Annotated in this window: 18 protein-coding genes; 12 read left to right on the forward strand and 6 right to left on the reverse strand. The window is 68.0% G+C overall.

The window, feature by feature from the left end:
• Nucleotides 1-2: 2 nt before the first annotated feature.
• From leuD to MRBLMI13_RS02625, 5 genes are all read left to right on the forward strand, one after another.
• Nucleotides 3-599, forward strand: coding sequence for a 3-isopropylmalate dehydratase small subunit (gene leuD, locus MRBLMI13_RS02605; protein WP_042541705.1), 597 nt, complete (start codon nucleotides 3-5; stop codon nucleotides 597-599).
• A 65-nt stretch (nucleotides 600-664) separates the two neighbouring features.
• Complete coding sequence (gene murA, locus MRBLMI13_RS02610) at nucleotides 665-2,032, forward strand: UDP-N-acetylglucosamine 1-carboxyvinyltransferase (protein WP_367820681.1); 1,368 nt, start codon at nucleotides 665-667, stop codon at nucleotides 2,030-2,032.
• Nucleotides 2,033-2,037: 5 nt separating this feature from the next.
• Nucleotides 2,038-2,793: a lysophospholipid acyltransferase family protein gene (locus MRBLMI13_RS02615; protein WP_367820679.1), complete on the forward strand. Its 756-nt coding sequence runs from the start codon at nucleotides 2,038-2,040 to the stop codon at nucleotides 2,791-2,793.
• Entirely contained in the window at nucleotides 2,783-3,916 is a 1,134-nt protein-coding gene (locus MRBLMI13_RS02620) for an NAD(P)H-dependent glycerol-3-phosphate dehydrogenase (RefSeq protein WP_056376675.1), read from the forward strand. The genes MRBLMI13_RS02615 and MRBLMI13_RS02620 overlap by 11 nt, the downstream gene beginning before the upstream one ends.
• Nucleotides 3,822-4,904, forward strand: a complete 1,083-nt coding sequence (locus MRBLMI13_RS02625) for a D-alanine--D-alanine ligase family protein (RefSeq protein ID WP_056376676.1) — start codon at nucleotides 3,822-3,824, stop codon at nucleotides 4,902-4,904. Before MRBLMI13_RS02620 ends, MRBLMI13_RS02625 begins: the two co-directional genes overlap by 95 nt.
• A 15-nt stretch (nucleotides 4,905-4,919) precedes the next feature.
• Here the strand turns inward: MRBLMI13_RS02625 and MRBLMI13_RS02630 are convergent, their stop codons facing one another.
• Nucleotides 4,920-5,426 carry a DUF3515 family protein gene (locus MRBLMI13_RS02630; RefSeq protein ID WP_056376677.1) on the reverse strand — a complete coding sequence of 169 codons (507 nt, stop codon included), beginning with the start codon at nucleotides 5,424-5,426 and terminating at the stop codon, nucleotides 4,920-4,922.
• 23 nt (nucleotides 5,427-5,449) lie between these two features.
• On the opposite strand from MRBLMI13_RS02630, the gene thiL reads away from it, so the two are divergent.
• The gene (gene thiL / locus MRBLMI13_RS02635) at nucleotides 5,450-6,445 is read left to right on the forward strand and encodes a thiamine-phosphate kinase (protein WP_367820676.1); all 996 of its coding nucleotides are present in this window, start codon (nucleotides 5,450-5,452) and stop codon (nucleotides 6,443-6,445) included.
• On the opposite strand, the gene rsmD is transcribed toward thiL, so the two are convergent.
• Entirely contained in the window at nucleotides 6,415-7,017 is a 603-nt protein-coding gene (gene rsmD, locus MRBLMI13_RS02640) for a 16S rRNA (guanine(966)-N(2))-methyltransferase RsmD (protein WP_367820674.1), read from the reverse strand. The genes thiL and rsmD overlap by 31 nt on opposite strands.
• Nucleotides 7,018-7,078: 61 nt before the next feature.
• Between rsmD and MRBLMI13_RS02645 the strand changes: the two genes are divergently transcribed.
• From MRBLMI13_RS02645 to mutM, 6 genes are all read left to right on the forward strand, one after another.
• On the forward strand, nucleotides 7,079-9,253 hold the full coding sequence (locus MRBLMI13_RS02645; protein ID WP_194286026.1) for an ATP-dependent DNA helicase RecG: 2,175 nt from the start codon (nucleotides 7,079-7,081) through the stop codon (nucleotides 9,251-9,253).
• 30 nt (nucleotides 9,254-9,283) lie between these two features.
• Nucleotides 9,284-9,781, forward strand: a complete 498-nt coding sequence (gene coaD, locus MRBLMI13_RS02650; protein ID WP_042541696.1) for a pantetheine-phosphate adenylyltransferase — start codon at nucleotides 9,284-9,286, stop codon at nucleotides 9,779-9,781.
• Between the two features lie 83 nt (nucleotides 9,782-9,864).
• Nucleotides 9,865-10,413 (forward strand): YceD family protein, encoded by a 549-nt coding sequence (locus tag MRBLMI13_RS02655; RefSeq protein WP_367821341.1) that lies wholly within the window; start codon nucleotides 9,865-9,867, stop codon nucleotides 10,411-10,413.
• Nucleotides 10,414-10,415: 2 nt separating this feature from the next.
• Nucleotides 10,416-10,625 (forward strand): 50S ribosomal protein L32, encoded by a 210-nt coding sequence (gene rpmF, locus MRBLMI13_RS02660; protein ID WP_042541694.1) that lies wholly within the window; start codon nucleotides 10,416-10,418, stop codon nucleotides 10,623-10,625.
• A gap of 17 nt (nucleotides 10,626-10,642) precedes the next feature.
• On the forward strand, nucleotides 10,643-11,335 hold the full coding sequence (gene rnc, locus MRBLMI13_RS02665; protein WP_042541693.1) for a ribonuclease III: 693 nt from the start codon (nucleotides 10,643-10,645) through the stop codon (nucleotides 11,333-11,335).
• Nucleotides 11,328-12,191 (forward strand): bifunctional DNA-formamidopyrimidine glycosylase/DNA-(apurinic or apyrimidinic site) lyase, encoded by an 864-nt coding sequence (gene mutM, locus MRBLMI13_RS02670; RefSeq protein ID WP_042541692.1) that lies wholly within the window; start codon nucleotides 11,328-11,330, stop codon nucleotides 12,189-12,191. Before rnc ends, mutM begins: the two co-directional genes overlap by 8 nt.
• A gap of 3 nt (nucleotides 12,192-12,194) precedes the next feature.
• On the opposite strand, the gene MRBLMI13_RS02675 is transcribed toward mutM, so the two are convergent.
• From MRBLMI13_RS02675 to MRBLMI13_RS02690, 4 genes are all read right to left on the reverse strand, one after another.
• Nucleotides 12,195-13,517, reverse strand: a complete 1,323-nt coding sequence (locus MRBLMI13_RS02675) for a permease (protein WP_367820670.1) — start codon at nucleotides 13,515-13,517, stop codon at nucleotides 12,195-12,197.
• Nucleotides 13,514-14,209: an ABC transporter ATP-binding protein gene (locus MRBLMI13_RS02680; protein ID WP_056376684.1), complete on the reverse strand. Its 696-nt coding sequence runs from the start codon at nucleotides 14,207-14,209 to the stop codon at nucleotides 13,514-13,516. Before MRBLMI13_RS02680 ends, MRBLMI13_RS02675 begins: the two co-directional genes overlap by 4 nt.
• Nucleotides 14,210-14,298: 89 nt before the next feature.
• Entirely contained in the window at nucleotides 14,299-15,378 is a 1,080-nt protein-coding gene (locus MRBLMI13_RS02685; protein WP_367820668.1) for a GNAT family N-acetyltransferase, read from the reverse strand.
• On the reverse strand, nucleotides 15,375-16,463 hold the full coding sequence (locus MRBLMI13_RS02690) for a GNAT family N-acetyltransferase (RefSeq protein WP_367820666.1): 1,089 nt from the start codon (nucleotides 16,461-16,463) through the stop codon (nucleotides 15,375-15,377). The genes MRBLMI13_RS02685 and MRBLMI13_RS02690 overlap by 4 nt, the downstream gene beginning before the upstream one ends.
• Nucleotides 16,464-16,471: the final 8 nt, after the last annotated feature.

Raw genomic sequence — 16,471 nt, forward strand, 5'->3', positions numbered from 1 at the left:
CCATGGAGAAGTTCGTCACCCACACCGGTATCGCCGCTCCGCTGAAGCGCTCGAACGTCGACACCGACCAGATCATCCCCGCCGTCTTCCTCAAGCGGGTCACCAAGACCGGCTTCGAGGACGCGCTGTTCCACGGCTGGCGCCAGGACCCCGAGTTCGTGCTCAACCAGCCCGCCTTCCAGGGGGCGTCGGTGCTCGTCGCCGGACCGGACTTCGGCACCGGATCGAGCCGAGAGCACGCCGTCTGGGCACTGCGCGACTTCGGGTTCGCGGTCGTCCTGAGCCCGCGCTTCGCCGACATCTTCCGGGGCAACTCAGGCAAGCAGGGGCTCGTCGCGGCGACCATCTCGGAAGAGGATCTCGAGCGGATCTGGGCCGAGATCGACCGGAATCCCGGGGCTTCCATCACGGTGGACATCGAGGCGCGGGTCGCGTCGATCGGTGAGATCCAGGCTGACCTCGGGATCGACGATTACACTAGATGGCGGCTCCTTGAAGGGCTCGATGACATCGGGCTCACGCTGCGCAACGAAGACAAGATCGCGCAGTTCGAGGCCCGTCGCGAGTCGTGGCGGCCCCGAACCCTTCCCGTTCAGTGAACGGCGGGGCGGGGGAGCCGAGGGCGACCCCGCCCCGATTTCCGTTGAATGAAGTGAGGCTCCGAATGACGACACCTGTGCGCGACGCTCTTCCGGACGGAGTCCCCCCACTCACCGGTGACGTCCTCGCCATTCGTGGGGGCCGCCCGCTGCGCGGCCGCGTCGACGTCAAGGGAGCGAAGAACCTCGCGACCAAGGCGATGGTCGCCTCGCTGCTCGGTGAGACCGTCAGCGTGCTGCGCGACGTCCCGGCCATCAGCGATGTCGCGGTGGTGCGCTCGCTGCTCGAGGTGCACGGTGTCCGGGTGTCCGACGGCGATGAGCCGGGTGCACTCGTCTTCGACCCGAGCGATGTCGAGTCGGCCCACTTCGAGGAGATCGACGCCCACGCCGGTGCCTCCCGCATCCCGATCCTGTTCTGCGGACCGCTCCTGCACCGTCTCGGTCAGGCATTCATCCCGGACCTCGGCGGATGCCGCATCGGCGACCGGCCGATCGACTTCCACCTCGACGCACTGCGCAAGTTCGGCGCCATCGTCGAGAAGCTGCCGAGCGGCATCCGTCTCTCCACCGGCGGAGCCCGCCTGCACGGCGCCAACATCCACCTGCCGTACCCGAGCGTGGGTGCCACCGAGCAGGTGCTGCTGACTGCGGTCAGGGCCGAGGGGACGACCGAGCTGCGCAACGCCGCCATCGAGCCCGAGATCATGGATCTGATCGCCGTGCTGCAGAAGATGGGAGCGATCATCTCCTACGAGCCGAACCGCGTCATCCTCATCGAGGGCGTCGAGACGCTGCGCGGCTACGACCACCGGTCGATCTTCGACCGCAACGAGGCGGCCTCGTGGGCATCCGCGGCGCTGGCCACCGACGGCGAGATCTTCGTCGGCGGAGCCAAGCAGCAGGAGATGCTCACCTTCCTCAACATCTTCCGCAAGGCGGGCGGCTGGTTCGACATCCAGGAGGACGGCATCCTCTTCCGCCGCGAAGGCGAGCTCAAGCCCGTCGTCGTCGAGACCGACGTGCACCCCGGCTTCATGACCGACTGGCAGCAGCCGCTCGTCGTGGCGCTGACGCAGGCGAACGGCCGCTCGGTCGTGCACGAGACGGTCTACGAGAACCGTCTCGGCTTCACCGATGCACTCGTCAAGATGGGCGCCGACATCGTCGTGCACCCGCGCGGGCTGCAGGACGGGCCGCGGCGCGTGCCGCGTCGTGACCTCGAGCAGGCGGCCGTCATCACCGGGCCGACTCCGCTGCACGCCGCAGACATCGTCGTGCCCGACCTGCGCGGCGGGTACAGCCACGTGATCGCGGCGCTGACGGCCGAAGGCGAGTCGAAGGTGTCGGGAGTCGACATCCTCAGCCGTGGCTACGAGAAGTTCCTCGCCAAGCTCGATGCCGTGGGCGCCGACTTCGACGTCATCCGGTGAGCCCGATGGGTTCCCGATCGCGCGAGACGACGCGGCCCAGCGTGTTCTGGCCGCTCGCGGCGATCGCCGTGCCGTTGATCTCGCTGCTCGCGAAGATCCGCATCACCGGTGCCGAGAAGCTTCCTCGTGAGGGTGCCTATGTGCTGGCTCCCAACCACTACTCGGAGTTCGATCCGCTCATCGTGGCACTCGCGGTGTGGCGGATCGGACGCGCGCCCCGATTCATGGCGAAGGAGAGCCTGTTCAAGGTCCCTGTGCTCGGATGGATTCTGCGCCGCACCGGAATGATCCCGGTGGCTCGTTCGTCGTCGGCATCCGCCGCGAAGCAGACGCTGAAGCAGTCGGCCGAGCTGGTGGAACACGGACGCGGAGTGATCGTGTACCCCGAGGGCACTCTGACGCGCGACCCCGACATGTGGCCGATGCGCGGCAAGTCGGGCGCTGTGCGGCTGGCACTGACCGACGGCATCCCGCTGATCCCGATGGCCCAGTGGGGCACCCAGCACATCATGGGTCGTTACCAGAAGGGTCTGAGCCTGTGGCCGCCGCGCAAGCGCGTGGACGTCATCATCGGCGACCCGGTCGACGTGTCCGACCTGCGCGGTCGCGCGGGCGAGTCTGCGGCGCTGAACGAGGCCACCGACCGGCTGATGAACGCGATCACCGCGTTGCTCGAAGAGCTGCGCGGTGAGAAGGCGCCGGCCGTGCGCTGGAACCCCGCCTCGCACGGACAGAAGGAGACGGGTCGCCTTGACTCCTAAGCGCAGCACGCCCGCGGGCCCCAGAGTCGCCGTGATCGGTGCAGGCAGCTGGGGCACCACATTCGGGAAGATCCTCGCGGACGGCGGTGCGCAGGTCACGATGTGGGCCCGCCGAGCCGAACTCGCGCACGAGATCGACGAGGCCAAGCGCAACTCGCGCTACCTGCCCGGCATCAACCTGCCGCGCACGATGGCCGCGACGCATGAGCTGGCGATCGCATTGCGTGATGTCGACCAGGTCTACCTCTCGGTGCCGAGCCAGTCGCTGCGCGAGAACCTCAAGGCGCTGCGACCGCTCCTGTCCGACAACGACGCGAAGATCGTCAGCCTCATGAAGGGCGTCGAACGCACCTCAGGGCTGCGGATGAGTCAGGTCATCGAGCAGGAGCTGCGGTGCGATCCCGATCGCATCGCTGTCGCCTCGGGGCCGAACCTCGCGCTCGAGATCGCCCGTGAGCAGCCGACGGCTGCCGTGATCTCCTCACGCAGTCAGGAGACGGCCGAAGAGGTCGCGCGCGCCGCGCGCAACTCGTACTTCCGGACGTTCGTGAACACCGACGTGATCGGCACGGAGTTCGGGGGAGTGCTGAAGAACCTCATCGCGGTGGCGATCGGCATCGTCGACGGCGTCGGATACGGCGAGAACACGAAGGCGTCGATCATCACCCGCGGACTCGTCGAGATGACCGACTTCGCGGTAGCGAACGGCGCCCACCCCGAAACTCTCCAAGGGCTCGCGGGACTGGGAGACCTCATCGCGACGTGCCAGTCTCCACTGAGCCGCAACAACACGGCCGGGCGCCTGCTCGGCCAGGGATACAGCTTCCAGGACGTCGTCAAGCAGATGCAGCAGACAGCCGAGGGCCTCGCGTCCGTCGCGCCGGTGCTGCAGCTCGCCCGCGAGTCCGAAGTGCACATGCCCATCGTCGAGCAGGTGAAGATGGTGCTCGACGGCAAGATGAACCCGCGTGACATCGCACCCCACCTGACGACGGACGACGACACCCCGCAGGGTGAGAGGACCAACCATGGACAAGCAGACGGTGGTGGTGCTCTTCGGAGGGCGCTCCAGCGAGCATTCGATCAGTTCCGCAACGGCGGGCGGAGTCCTGGGCGCGATTGACCGCGACCGCTACGCGGTGATCCCGGTCGGAATCACTCGCGAGGGAGCCTTCGTCCTCGAGGACGACGATCCGTCGAAGTTCCCGCTGGATGCGGCACATCTGCCCGAGGTCGCCGACAACGGCACCAGGGTGCTGTGGCCCGAGCCCGGCGGCGACCGGACGCTCCGTGTCGTGCGTCAGGACGGGACTGTCGAGGGTTTCGGCGAGATCGACATCGTGCTCCCGATCCTGCACGGCACTCACGGCGAGGACGGGACGATCCAGGGCTACTTCGACACTCTCGAAGTGCCTTACGCCGGTGGTGGAGTGCTCGATTCTGCGCTCTGCATGGACAAGCACTTCATGAAGATCGCGCTGCGCGCGGCGGGCCTCTCGGTGGCACCGGGGATCACGGTCCGCTCGCGGGAGTGGGAGCGGGATGCCGCGTCGGTTCGCGCCTCCGCCGTCGATCTCGGGATGCCGCTGTTCGTCAAGCCGGCGCGCGCGGGTTCCAGCGTGGGCGTCTCGAAGGTCGAAAGGCCCGACGAGCTCGACGCCGCGCTGGCCATCGCCTTCGCGGAGGACGACAAGGTCCTCATCGAGAGCGGAGTGGTCGGTCGCGAGATCGAGGTCGCGGTTCTCGAGAGCGCCGACGGCGTACGCGCATCGCTGCCCGGCGAGATCGTGCTGACGTCCCGCGGGTTCTACGACTTCGAAGGCAAGTACCTCGGTGGCGACGGCGTCGACGTGGTGTGCCCCGCGCAGCTCGAGGATTCCGAGATCGCGGCCATCCAGGACGCCGCCATCCGAGCGTTCGAGGCTGTCGACGGCCGTGGCCTCGCCCGTGTCGACATGTTCCTCACCGCCGAGGGAGAGCTCGTCGTCAATGAGCTCAACACGATGCCCGGATTCACGCCGATCTCGATGTTCCCCAAGTGCTGGGTGGCATCCGGACTCAGCTACGGCGACCTGATCTCAGAGCTGATCGAAGCGGGCCTGCGCCGCTGATCGGGCGGCGTCCGCTCAGCCTTCGGCCGATCCCGCGTCAGGGGATTCCTCGGTGGGCACCCGGTCTGTGCACCGAGCCGTCGCCGGTTCGAGGCCGGACTGGATGCTCGTCGAGAGACTCTCGACCACCGTGCGGAAGTCGATCTCCTCGCCCCGGCGGATGATCACCTCGACGGCTGGGTCACGACCGTAGGTCACCAGACGCTGTCGTTCTTCCTCCTGGTCGAGCACGAGCCAGTCGACGCTGCCGATCGTGGTGCAGACTTCGGTCGACGGTGCCGGCGGTTCGACGCCGCAGCGCAACACGACCGTCGGGTCGCCCCAGGCGCCGGTGGCCTGGGCATCGGTCCAGACGCGGTCCAGATCGCCGACGGCATCCGGAAGCAGCACGGAGACCTCCGCGCACGCCGGATTGTTCGCATCGTCGGCCGGCTCCAGATGGATCGTGGTCGAGCATCCGGAGAGCGCTGCGACGAGGACCAGCGACCCCGCGATGACGGCGAGACGACGAGAGCGGGGCATGCATCCAGGCTACCTTTGACTGCATGCCCTCCCGACCTCGCGACGATGATCCGCCCCTCGGCGACCTTTCGGAGGGGGAGATCCTGCGGGCCATCCTGGCGAGGACTGCGCGGGCCAGTCATACGATCATCGGACCCGGCGACGATGCGGCGGTGATCGCGGCTCCGTCTGGGTCCGTGGTCGCCACGACGGACACCCTCGTGCACGGTCCTGACTTCCGACTCGCGTGGTCGTCGGGCTATGACCTCGGGTGGAAGGCTGCCGCAGTCAACCTCGCCGACGTGGCCGCCATGGGTGCGCGCCCGACCGCGCTGCTCGTCGCGCTGGCTGTTCCGCGCGATCTGAGGCTCTCTTTCGTCGAACGCCTCGCCGACGGATTCCGTGAGGCGTGCGCGGCCCTGGCGCCGGGCTGCGCCGTGGTCGGTGGCGATCTCACCGTCTCGGATGTCCTCACCGTGGCCGTCACCGCTCTCGGCGATCTCGAGGGCCGGGCGCCGGTGACGCGATCGGGTGCGCGGGTCGGTGATGTGGTCGCGGTGGCCGGAGAGCTCGGACACGCCGCCCACGGACTCTCCGTCCTCTTCGGCAGGTTCCGTGATGGTGACACACCGGTCGCCGTCGATCCATCCGCGCTCGGACGGGGTGAGAGCGCGGCGCTGGCCGCCCAGCTCCGTCCCTCGCCCCCGATCGGCCTCGGACCCTTCGCCGCCACAGCCGGAGCGACCGCGATGATGGACATCTCGGATGGTCTCGCCCTCGATGCGCGACGGATGGCGGCGGCCTCGGCCGTCACGATCGCGCTCGACAGCGCGACGCTCGGAGACTCTCCGCAGCGTGCCCTCGCCGGTGGCGAGGATCATGCGCTGCTCGCCACCTTCCCCCCGGGGACGCTGCCGTCGGGGTTCCGCGTCATCGGGACTGTGGCCCCGCAGGGCGAGCACGATCTGCTGGTCGACGACGCACCCGCAGACGTGAGCGGCTGGGACCCCTATCGCGACTGGGATTCGGCCTCGGGCTGAGGCGTCTCTGAGGCGAGAGCCGGCTCGGCCCACCAGAGAGCGGTGTCGCCGTATGCCTTCTCACGGATCAGCTCCAGGCCGGCGGCCTGCAGATCAGGAGGCGTGGAGCGGCGCGCACGCTCGATGATTACGAGGGCGTCAGGGGCGAGACACGGTGCGAGCGCGATGAGATCCGCGGTCATCGCGTCGTCCTCGAGGTCGTAGGGCGGGTCCGAGAAGACGAGGTCGTACGGACCGGAGGCTCGCAGCAGGAACGACCGGACCGTGCTCTGGTGCACCTTCGCGCCGTTCGCGCCGGCCTTCGCGACGGTGGCGACGTTGCGACGCACGACGGCCGCAGCCTCTCTGCCGTGCTCGACGAGGTCGGCGCTTGCCGCGCCGCGGCTGAGCGTCTCCAATCCCAGTGCACCCGATCCGGCGTAGAGATCCAGCACTCGGGCTCCGGCGATCGCGTCGGCCGATTCCAGCGCTCCGAAGAGCGACTCCCGTACGCGGTCGCTGGTGGGTCGCGTCCCCGCGTGGGGAACGTCGAGCCGCGCGCCGCGTGCCTTTCCGGCGATGATCCTCGTCACCCGTTCACGATACGACAGCCGGGGCGCACGTCGTGTCCGTGCGGCCTCCTAGACTCGGATCATGTCGCTCACGCTGGATTCGTCGCTCGAGGAGGCGCTGGGCTCCACGCCGGCGAAGTCTCTCGATCGGGCGTTCGGCATGAAGACGGTCGGCGATCTCGTGTCGCACTATCCCCGGCGTTATGCCGACCCCGGCGAGCTCACCCCCATCCGTGAGCTTCCGCTCGGTGAGACCGTGACGATCGTCGCCGAGGTGCTGTCGTCGAGTGCCAGGGCGATGCGCAATCGACGGGGCGCGATGGTCGACGTCGTGATCGGCGACGGCATCGGCAAGATGTCCCTGACGTTCTTCGCGAAGAATCTCGGGGCTGCCAAGTGGCGCTCCGAGGATCTCGCGGTCGGTCGGCGAGGCGTCTTCTCGGGCAAGGTCGGCGAGTTCAACGGGATGACGCAGTTCGCGCACCCTGAGTACGAGCTCTTCGACGACGAGGATGCGGCCAGGCGGCGAGCGGACGCCCGCGCAGCCGTGCTGATCCCCATCTATCCCGCGACGTCGACGCTGCAGACCTGGCAGATCGCGAAATTCATCACTCGCGTGCTCGACGGCCTCGGTGACGTGCCCGAGCCTCTGTCGGCGGATGTCCGTCAGCGGGAGGAGCTGCTGACCGCGAGAGAGGCGCTCGAGCAGATCCATCGACCGAAGACCCGCAACGACATCGATCCTGCAGTCCGCACGTTGCGGATGCATGAGGCGCTCACGCTGCAGACCGCACTCCTGCAGCAGCGCGACGCGGTGCGATCGCTCTCGGCCACGGCACGTGCGGCGAAGCCCGGAGGTCTGCTCGAGCGGTTCGACGCCTCGTTGCCCTACGATCTCACGCCCGATCAGCAGACCGTCGGCGAGCAGGTCGCGAAGGATCTCGTCGGCTCGTGGCCGATGAACCGCCTCGTGCAGGGAGAGGTCGGCTCGGGCAAGACGCTCGTCGCCCTGCGTGCGATGCTCCAGGTCGCCGAGTCCGGCGGCCAAGCCGCGCTGATCGCGCCGACCGAGGTCCTGGCGGGCCAGCACCTGCGGTCGATATCGAAGATGCTCGGGCCGGAGCTGGCTCCGCTCGTGATGCCCACACTCCTGACCGGGCAGATGCCGGCTGCGGCGCGGCGCAAGGCCGCCCTGCGCGTCGCCTCCGGGCAGGCCCTGATCGTCGTCGGCACCCACGCACTGCTCGGCGAGAAGACGACCTTCGCAGATCTCGGGCTCGTCGTGGTCGACGAGCAGCACCGGTTCGGCGTCGAACAGCGCGAGGCTCTCCGCGCCAAGGGCTCCAGCCCGCACGCCCTCGTCCTCACCGCCACGCCCATCCCTCGCACCGTGGCCATGACGGTCTTCGGAGATCTCGACACCTCGGTGATCCGCACGATGCCGAAGGGACGGGCGGGAATCGAGTCGTTCGTCGCCCCACTCGCCGAGCATCCCGGGTGGTTCAATCGCGTCTGGGAGCGCGCCGCCGAGGAGATCGCCCAGGGGCGCCAGGTCTTCGCAGTGTGCGCCGCGATCGACACCACCAAGAAGACGGCCGAGGCGGGTGAGCCCGCGCTCCTGCAACCCGAGGGCGCATCCGGTCCACGCTGGGGAGTGGTGCAGCTCGACGAGGCGCTGGCGACGCACCCGAAGCTCGGCGGTCTGCGCCGAGCGGTTCTCCACGGACGCATGCCGTCCGACGAGAAGGATGCGGTGATGCAGGCCTTCGCGCGGGGCGAGATCGACCTGCTTCTGGCCACGACCGTCATCGAGGTCGGGGTCGACGTGCCCAACGCCTCGACCATGATCGTCCTCGATGCCGATCGCTTCGGCGTCTCCCAGCTGCATCAGCTGAGAGGCCGGGTGGGTCGAGGCGGCGTTCCGGGGCTGTGTCTGCTCGTGACGGAGGCGGAAGCCGGCTCGGTGGCGCGCGAGCGAGTCGACGCGGTCGCAGCGACCCTCGACGGTTTCGCCCTCGCCGAGGTCGATCTCGAGCTGCGCGGTGAAGGAGACGTGCTCGGCGCAGCACAGGCGGGCGTGCGGTCGTCGTTGAAGCTGCTGCGCGTGGTCAAGGACTCCGGTCTGATCGTCAGAGCTCGCGAGCTCGCCGAGGTGATCCTCGCAGCCGACCCCGGTCTCGACGCGAACCCGGGGCTCAGATCCGCCATCGAGCGACGAGTGAGCGACGACGATCGCGCGGCCCTGGCGAAGAACTGACCCGAGCACGGCGTGCCCTAGGCTGGTGGCATGAGCAGCCGGATCGCCGTCGTCCCGGGTTCCTTCGACCCGCCGACCCTGGGCCACCTCGACGTCATCCGTCGGGCCGCCAAGCTGTACGACGAGCTGCATGTGCTCGTCGTGCACAACCCCGGCAAGGAGGCGATGCTGCCCATCGCGGCGCGGCTGTCGCTCATCGAGCAGTCCATCGCCGATGAGGGCATGGACGGCAACGTGATCGTCGGATCGTGGAGCATGGGCCTCCTGGTCGACTACGCGCGCGATGTAGGTGCCGGCGTGCTGGTCAAGGGGATCCGCTCCCAGATCGACGTCGCCTATGAATCGCCGATGGCGATCGTCAACAGGCACCTCGCAGACATCGAGACGGTCTTCCTGCTGCCCGACCCGGCGCACGCTCTCGTGTCCAGCTCCCTCGTGCGACAGGTGGCGGGGCTCGGGGGCGATGTGTCGCCTTTCGTCCCTCCTGCGGTCGCGGCATTCCTCGACACCGGGTCTCGCGGCATCTGACGTCGCGCTCCTGAGCGCCGCGCTCAGCCCGAAGCCAGCCTCCCACCGCATGTAGCCGGTACCATTGCTGGGTGCGTTCCCGAATGAGTGGTCCTTTCGTCCTCCCCGTCCGCGACATCGTCCGCAAGCCGGGAGAGATGCGCGAACACGAGTTCTCCGTGACCCTGAAGGATGCCTGGGGCGAGGGGATCGTGTCCTACGAGACAGGCTCCGAGCTCGACCTGGATGTCCGTCTCGAGTCGGTCCATGAGGGCATTCTGGTGTCGGGAATCGTCGACGCGGAGTACTCCGGCGTGTGCGGTCGCTGCCTCATCGACATCGTTCGGCCCGTCGAAGTCGAGTTCCAGGAGCTTTTCGCGTATCCTGGTGAGGAAGAAACTGACTTCGAGGTTCAAGACGACCACGTGGATCTTGAAACTCTAGTCAGGGATGCGGCCGTATTGGCGCTTCCATTTCAGCCGGTGTGTCAGCCGGATTGCCCCGGGCTCGACCCGGAGACGGGCGAGAGGCTGACAGCGAGCACCGACAAGGAGCAGGCGGCTCCCATCGATCCTCGGTGGAGCGTGCTCCAGAACATCACAGACCAAGACGGCACGGAAGAATCTCGTGCCGCCGAGAAAGAAGAGAGCTAGTCATGGCTGGTAACCCCCCGAAGCGCAAGGTATCCCGTTCGAACACCCGCTCGCGCCGTGCGCAGTGGAAGGCGGCGCCCATCGCTCTCGTCAAGACCGTCGAGAACGGCAAGACCGTCTACAGCCGCCCCCACCAGGCGAAGGTCGTCACCGACTCGCAGGGCACCGAGCTGTTCCTCGAGTACAAGGGCCGCAAGGTCGCCGACGTCTGAGTCGCGACTTCACTTCCGTGACTGAGGTCCCTGGGGGGACGAGACCACTCCCAGAGAAGCTCCGCGTCGATATAGACGCGGAGCTTCTGGAGTTGGCGCTCACCCATCGCTCATATGCGTATGAGCATGGTGGCATCCCTCACAACGAACGTCTCGAGTTCCTCGGCGACTCCATCCTCGGCCAAGCCGTCACCGTGATGCTCTTCACGACCCATCCAGGGCTCGATGAGGGCGAACTCGCCAAGCGGCGCGCCAGTGTCGTCTCGACGGTCGCTCTCGCAGAGGTGGCGAGAGGCATCGATCTGGGCAGCCACCTGCGGCTCGGTCGAGGCGAGGAGCAGACGGGCGGACGCGACAAGGATTCGATCCTCGCCGACACGATGGAAGCCGTCATCGGTGCGACCTACCTGTCGGCGGGTCCTGAGGCGGCCACTGAGCTCGTGCTCCGTCTGACCGCGCCGCTCCTCGCCGACCCCGAGCGCTATGGCGCCGCCATGGATCCGAAGACCAGTCTTCAGGAGCTGGCGGCGCGGGTCGGTGCCACCCCACCGCAGTATTCGGTGGAGGCGAGTGGTCCCGATCACGATCGTCGCTTCCTGGCGACCGTGAGCGTCGGCGATGTGGCGATGACCGGCAAGGGCAGCAGTAAGAAGACTGCAGAGATGGCGGCCGCGCTCAGTGCGTGGCGCTTCCTCAACGAGCGTGCCTGAGCTCCCCGAGGTCGAGGTGGTGCGAGCCGGTCTCGCTCCTGCCGCGGTCGGTTCGGTCATCACGGGGGTGAGCGTGTTCGATGAGCGCGCCCTGACACGTCATGCCGCGGGGGCATCGGACTTCGTGTCGCGCCTGGAAGGGCGCGTGTTCACCGCCGCCGAGCGTCGGGGCAAGTTCCTCTGGCTTCCGCTCGACGCGGAGGGTTCCGCTTTGATCGCGCACCTCGGGATGAGCGGGCAGATGCTGCTCCGCGCACCGGATGCCGAAGCGGAACGCCACGAGCGCATTCGCATCGGCATCGAGCACCCGCAGCACGGAGAGCTCGCCATCGTGTTCGCCGATCAGAGGACCTTCGGGTCGCTGGCGGTCGACAGCCTCGTGCCGGACGGTCCGACGATGATCCCCACCCAGGTCGTGCACATCGCACGCGATCCCCTCGACCCTCTCTTCGACGACGGCATCCTGGTGCGCACGCTCCGAAAGCGGGGCAGCGCGGTCAAGCGCGTGCTGCTCGATCAGCAGGTGATCAGCGGGGTGGGCAACATCTACGCCGACGAGGCGCTCTGGGCGGCGCGCATCCACCCCGAGACTCTCGCGAGCGCGCTGTCGACACCCGCGATCGGTCGGCTCCTCGCTGAGATCCGCGTGGTGCTCGCGAAGGCGCTGGCCGAGGGAGGCACGAGCTTCGATTCCCAGTACGTCAACGTGAACGGCCAGGCCGGCTACTTCGCGCACTCCCTCAACGCCTACGGTCGAGGCGGTCAGCCATGCCCCCGGTGCGGCACGCTGATCCGCCGACAGGCTTTCATGAACCGGTCGAGTCACTTCTGCCCGCGCTGCCAGCGCCGACGCTGAGGCTCATGCCGTCTCGAACGACCGGGCGAGCAGAGGCCGGGTCGCCCGCGTACTCGCCCACACGATGCCGATTCCCACCGCGAGCACGATGCCGATCGTCAGCAGCGACTCGGGAGCGGTGATCAGGGCGATCCCGAGCAGGGGGAACACGAGCACGGCCGCGCAGGTCGCCGATCCGATCGCGGTGACGAGCAGCGGTGACATGATCGCGCGGCGACGTGCGCTGTCGACGGTGTCGAGGGGCATCCCGAGGTGGTGGAGGCTTCGGTGCAGATCACGCTGATCGAGCACGGAAGAGGCCTGATTCACCCCCACGGACGCTGCGACCATCACGAAGGAGGCGACCAGCGTGATGACGAGACCGGTGCGCATGTCCACGGCGAGTGCTGCATCGGCATCCGTCGCCTCTCCGCTGTTCATCACGTTCATCAGTGCGACGCCGGTCCCGGCGAAGACGGCCATGAAGCTCGCCATCGCGATCCCGCTCACCTGACGCCATGCGGCCTTGGGCGAGTCCAGCACCAGACGGGCGGCGAGCAGCCGGTCGGCTCGCTCGGCCCGGCGGAGCTGACGTGATGCGCTGACCTTGAGTACCCACGGCCCGATCACGTTGAGCACGGCGAGCGCCACCGCGAACAGCGCTGCGAGAACGATGATCGTCACTGCGAGCCCCGCGACGGACGGGAAGACCTTGACGAGGACGAAGACCAGAGCGAGCACCGAGACGCCGATGATCGCCCGGAACCAGTGCACGGTGGAGACCGTCGTCCGCATGCGCACCCCGAGCGGGGAGACGATCACGCGTCGGAGACCGAGCACGGCGCTGCCGGCCGCCACGAGAAGGACCCCGCCCACGACCGCCAGGATGCTGAGGGGAGACAGCATCACGGCGTCGGTGCCGAGAGCAGTTCCACGGAACGGGATGAGCCCGACCAGGGGAGCGGTCGCGAGATGGACGACCACTCCGGCGACGGCACCTGAGGCCGCCACGAGCACGGATTCGATCACGGTGGCCACGCTGACACCCATCGGAGTCACGCCCAGAAGTCGCAGTGTCGAGAGTCGCTCGTCGCGACGGCGGGCCGAGAGGCGAGCAGCCGCCCCTCCGAGATTCGTCAGCGGTACGACGAGAAGGACGAGCGCGATCGCTGCCAGTGCCTGGTAGACCGGAGCGTAGTCGTCGGTCCACGTCCAGAACGACTGTGCTCCGCCCACGACTGTCAGCACCAGAGCCGTGACGACTCCGAACGCGACCACAGGAAGCGCCAGGACGGCGTTCTCACCCTTCGCGGGTCGGAGAAGGAGGGTCAGGACGCGGGCGTTCATGCCGTCACCGCCGACGAGACGATCTGTCCGTCGCGAACCGCCACGACTCGCGAGCATCGAGCGGCGACGTCGGCGTCGTGGGTGACGACGAGGAGCGTCCGCCCCTGCCCGGTCGTCGACCAGAGCAGTGCGTTCATCACGTCCTGCGAGGTGTGCGAGTCGAGCGCTCCGGTCGGCTCGTCGGCGAAGACGAGATCCGCGCCGGTGGCCTGGGCCCGTGCGATGGCGACGCGCTGCGCCTGCCCGCCCGAGAGCTCGCCGATGCGGCGGTCCTCCATCCCGGCGAGCCCCAGCGCGGCGAGCCAGGACGCCGCGTGGGCCGTGGCATCCGCTCTCTTCACGCCGTTGATCATCGATGCGAGCGCCACGTTCTCGACGGCGGTGAGCTCAGGGATGAGGAGTCCCTGCTGGAAGACGAACCCGAAACGCTCCCTGCGCAGCCGGGAGCGAGCACCTTCCCCGAGCCCCGCGACCTGCACAGGCTCCCCGGTCGAGGGCTGGAAGGTCACGGTGCCGGAGTCCGGCGTGACGATACCGGCGAGCACATGGAGGAGAGTGGTCTTGCCCGATCCGGAGGCGCCCATGATCGCCACCGACTCGCCGCGGTGGATCGTGAGATCCACCCCGGCGAGTGCGCGGGTGGTGCCGTAGGACTTGGTCAGGGAGCGTGCGTCGAGGACGGAGTCGTTCATGCCTCCAGCCTCGCGATTCGGCCAGGGGCGCTGCGTCGGCCGGGCGGATGATCCGCTCGCGTCCGCGTACACCGATCGGATGATCTCGTTCAGATCCGCTTCTGCCACGCCCCGGCGTAAGAGACCGGCACGAACCCGATCGACTCGTTGATGCTCAGCATCGGGCGGTTCTCCTCGGCGTTGAACGTGGAGACTGCGGGGGAGAACGGCATGAGCTCTCGCCAGTGCAGGAGGTTCGCGCACTTGACGACGGTGCCCAGCCGGTGCCCGCGGTGCTCGCGAGACACCAGCGTGCCCAGCTGGTGGGTGATCCCTGAGCGGTCCGCTCCGACGAGCAGCTCGTTGTATGCCACGATGTCCCCGCTCGGCACGTGCTGCACCGCGACGATCGACAGTGCCTGACCGGCTCCGGTGAGCCGTCGCTCTCGGCGGACGACACGCTCCGCGTCCCACTCCTCAGCGACGAAGTCCATCTCGCCGCTCGGGGCGTCGGTCGACAGGCGAGCGAGGATCGCCGCATAGCCGTCGCGGAACTCCGGCGGTGTCGGAGCCATCCACTGGAGCACTCGATAGTCGTCGCCCGCGGCCTCCTGTGCAGATCTCAGAGCAACCTGAAGCGGAGCGGGGTCCGAACGCAGATCGAGCTCGCTGTTGCGCTCGACCTGCTCGAAATCGTATCCGCGGGCCTCCAAGGCGTCCGACAGCGGGATCGCCGGGATGCGACCCCACCCCGTCCTCGGCGAGATCATCCGCTCGGACTCGATCGGTCGGTGCAGCGTCCAGATCTGCACCAGAGACCGACCATGGGCACGAGCCTCCGACTCGGCGAGCGTCAGGAGGGCATCCTCGACGCCGATTCCCCAGTGCTTCTCGGGCACGAGGAGGTCCGCCTCCGCCGCCTTCGCATCCGCCTCCTGGGCATATGCGATCGTGATCATCCCCACGATCTCGTCGCCGTTCCTGGCCACGAATCCGGTCTGCAGGGTGTCGGTGGAGTCCTGCCACGACGCGAGCAACTGGGCGGCGTCGGGTGCGATGTCGGGCAGACCCACCATCTCATCGCAGATCTGCCGGTTGAGCTGACCGTAGGCACGGAAGTCCGAGCCGTCGGGGGCGTCCAGCGCGACAGGGACGATGAGCGGCTCGATGGTCAGTGTGGTGGTCGTCATGACAGTTCCTTCTTCCAGGCTCCTTCATAGGCGATGGCGGTGAACCCCATCGCCTCATTGATGGAGAGCATGGGCCGGTTCTCCTCGGCGTTGTACGTGATCACGTCGCGGGATTCGGGCGCGAGGCCCGTCCACGACAGGAGAGCGTCGCACTTCACGAGCTGTCCCAATCGGTGGCCGCGATGCTCTTTGAGCACCAGAGTGTCGTGCTGATGGGTGGTCGCGCCGAGATCGGGTCCGATGCGGAGCTCGGTGAACGCACTCAGCTCGCCGGTCCCGACGTGCTGGGCGACGGTGACCTGGATGATCTGCCCCATCTCCGCCACGCGTTTCTCGGACTCGATCAGGCGTTGTGCATCCCAGACCTCCTCGTCCGCCTCGAGATCGGCAGACGGCGCATCGGTCGACATGCGCGATTTGAGCCACGCGTAGCCCTCGACGTGCTCGGGGGGCGTCGGCAGCATCCACCTGATCACGCGATAGTCCTGAGACGACGCGCGTGCCTGGTCGCGCAGCTGCTCGGCGTGGCGAACCGTCTCGGGATCGATCTTGAGTCGACTCACCCGGTAGACCTGCTCGAGGCTGAACCCATGGCGGACGAGGAATCGCGCGACATGATCGTCGGGAACGCTGCCGAAGCCGGTCCGGGGCTGGAGTCTCGGACCCTCGCTCGCCGGTTGTTCCGTCCAGTTCTGGATGACCGTGCGGTCGTGCAGCCGGGCGAAGGCTTCGACGTGCGGGAGGATCGCTGTTCCGATTCCCCGACCCCAGACCCGAGGGTGGAGCTCGATCGAGGCGATGGCCACACGCGAGCCTTCTTCGTGCGGGATGTCGATGACCGTGCGTCCGACCATCTCTCCTTCGACGCGCACCGTCCACACCGCGGTCGTGCGCTCCTTGCGGGAGCGCAGGATCGGGAGCAGCGCCTCCGGCGTGAGGTCCTGTTCGGTGCGGCCGGTGAGCTCGCGGTAGACGGCGTTGCGCACACGGGCGAGCTCGCGGAACTCGACGGCGTCGGCCGCATCCGCCCGTGCAGGCAGCACGAGCGGATGCAGCGACGCATTTGCGGTGAGCGGAATGCTCATGGTGATCT

Source organism: Microbacterium sp. LMI13-1-1.1, assembly GCF_040815625.1.
Classification (GTDB): Bacteria; Actinomycetota; Actinomycetes; order Actinomycetales; family Microbacteriaceae; genus Microbacterium; species Microbacterium forte.

Bases quoted from the DNA above. Each gene is read 5' to 3' on its own strand.
- murA (WP_367820681.1), top strand. From the start codon at position 665: ATGACGACACCTGTGCGCGACGCTCTTCCGGACGGAGTCCCCCCACTC.
- coaD (WP_042541696.1), top strand. From the start codon at position 9,284: ATGAGCAGCCGGATCGCCGTCGTCCCGGGTTCCTTCGACCCGCCGACC.
- rpmF (WP_042541694.1), top strand. From the start codon at position 10,416: ATGGCTGGTAACCCCCCGAAGCGCAAGGTATCCCGTTCGAACACCCGC.
- MRBLMI13_RS02625 (WP_056376676.1), top strand. From the start codon at position 3,822: ATGGACAAGCAGACGGTGGTGGTGCTCTTCGGAGGGCGCTCCAGCGAG.
- MRBLMI13_RS02655 (WP_367821341.1), top strand. From the start codon at position 9,865: ATGAGTGGTCCTTTCGTCCTCCCCGTCCGCGACATCGTCCGCAAGCCG.
- MRBLMI13_RS02615 (WP_367820679.1), top strand. From the start codon at position 2,038: ATGGGTTCCCGATCGCGCGAGACGACGCGGCCCAGCGTGTTCTGGCCG.
- thiL (WP_367820676.1), top strand. From the start codon at position 5,450: ATGCCCTCCCGACCTCGCGACGATGATCCGCCCCTCGGCGACCTTTCG.
- MRBLMI13_RS02685 (WP_367820668.1), bottom strand. From the start codon at position 15,378: ATGACGACCACCACACTGACCATCGAGCCGCTCATCGTCCCTGTCGCG.
- MRBLMI13_RS02630 (WP_056376677.1), bottom strand. From the start codon at position 5,426: ATGCCCCGCTCTCGTCGTCTCGCCGTCATCGCGGGGTCGCTGGTCCTC.
- MRBLMI13_RS02675 (WP_367820670.1), bottom strand. From the start codon at position 13,517: ATGAACGCCCGCGTCCTGACCCTCCTTCTCCGACCCGCGAAGGGTGAG.
- MRBLMI13_RS02690 (WP_367820666.1), bottom strand. From the start codon at position 16,463: ATGAGCATTCCGCTCACCGCAAATGCGTCGCTGCATCCGCTCGTGCTG.
- MRBLMI13_RS02645 (WP_194286026.1), top strand. From the start codon at position 7,079: ATGTCGCTCACGCTGGATTCGTCGCTCGAGGAGGCGCTGGGCTCCACG.
- MRBLMI13_RS02680 (WP_056376684.1), bottom strand. From the start codon at position 14,209: ATGAACGACTCCGTCCTCGACGCACGCTCCCTGACCAAGTCCTACGGC.
- leuD (WP_042541705.1), top strand. From the start codon at position 3: ATGGAGAAGTTCGTCACCCACACCGGTATCGCCGCTCCGCTGAAGCGC.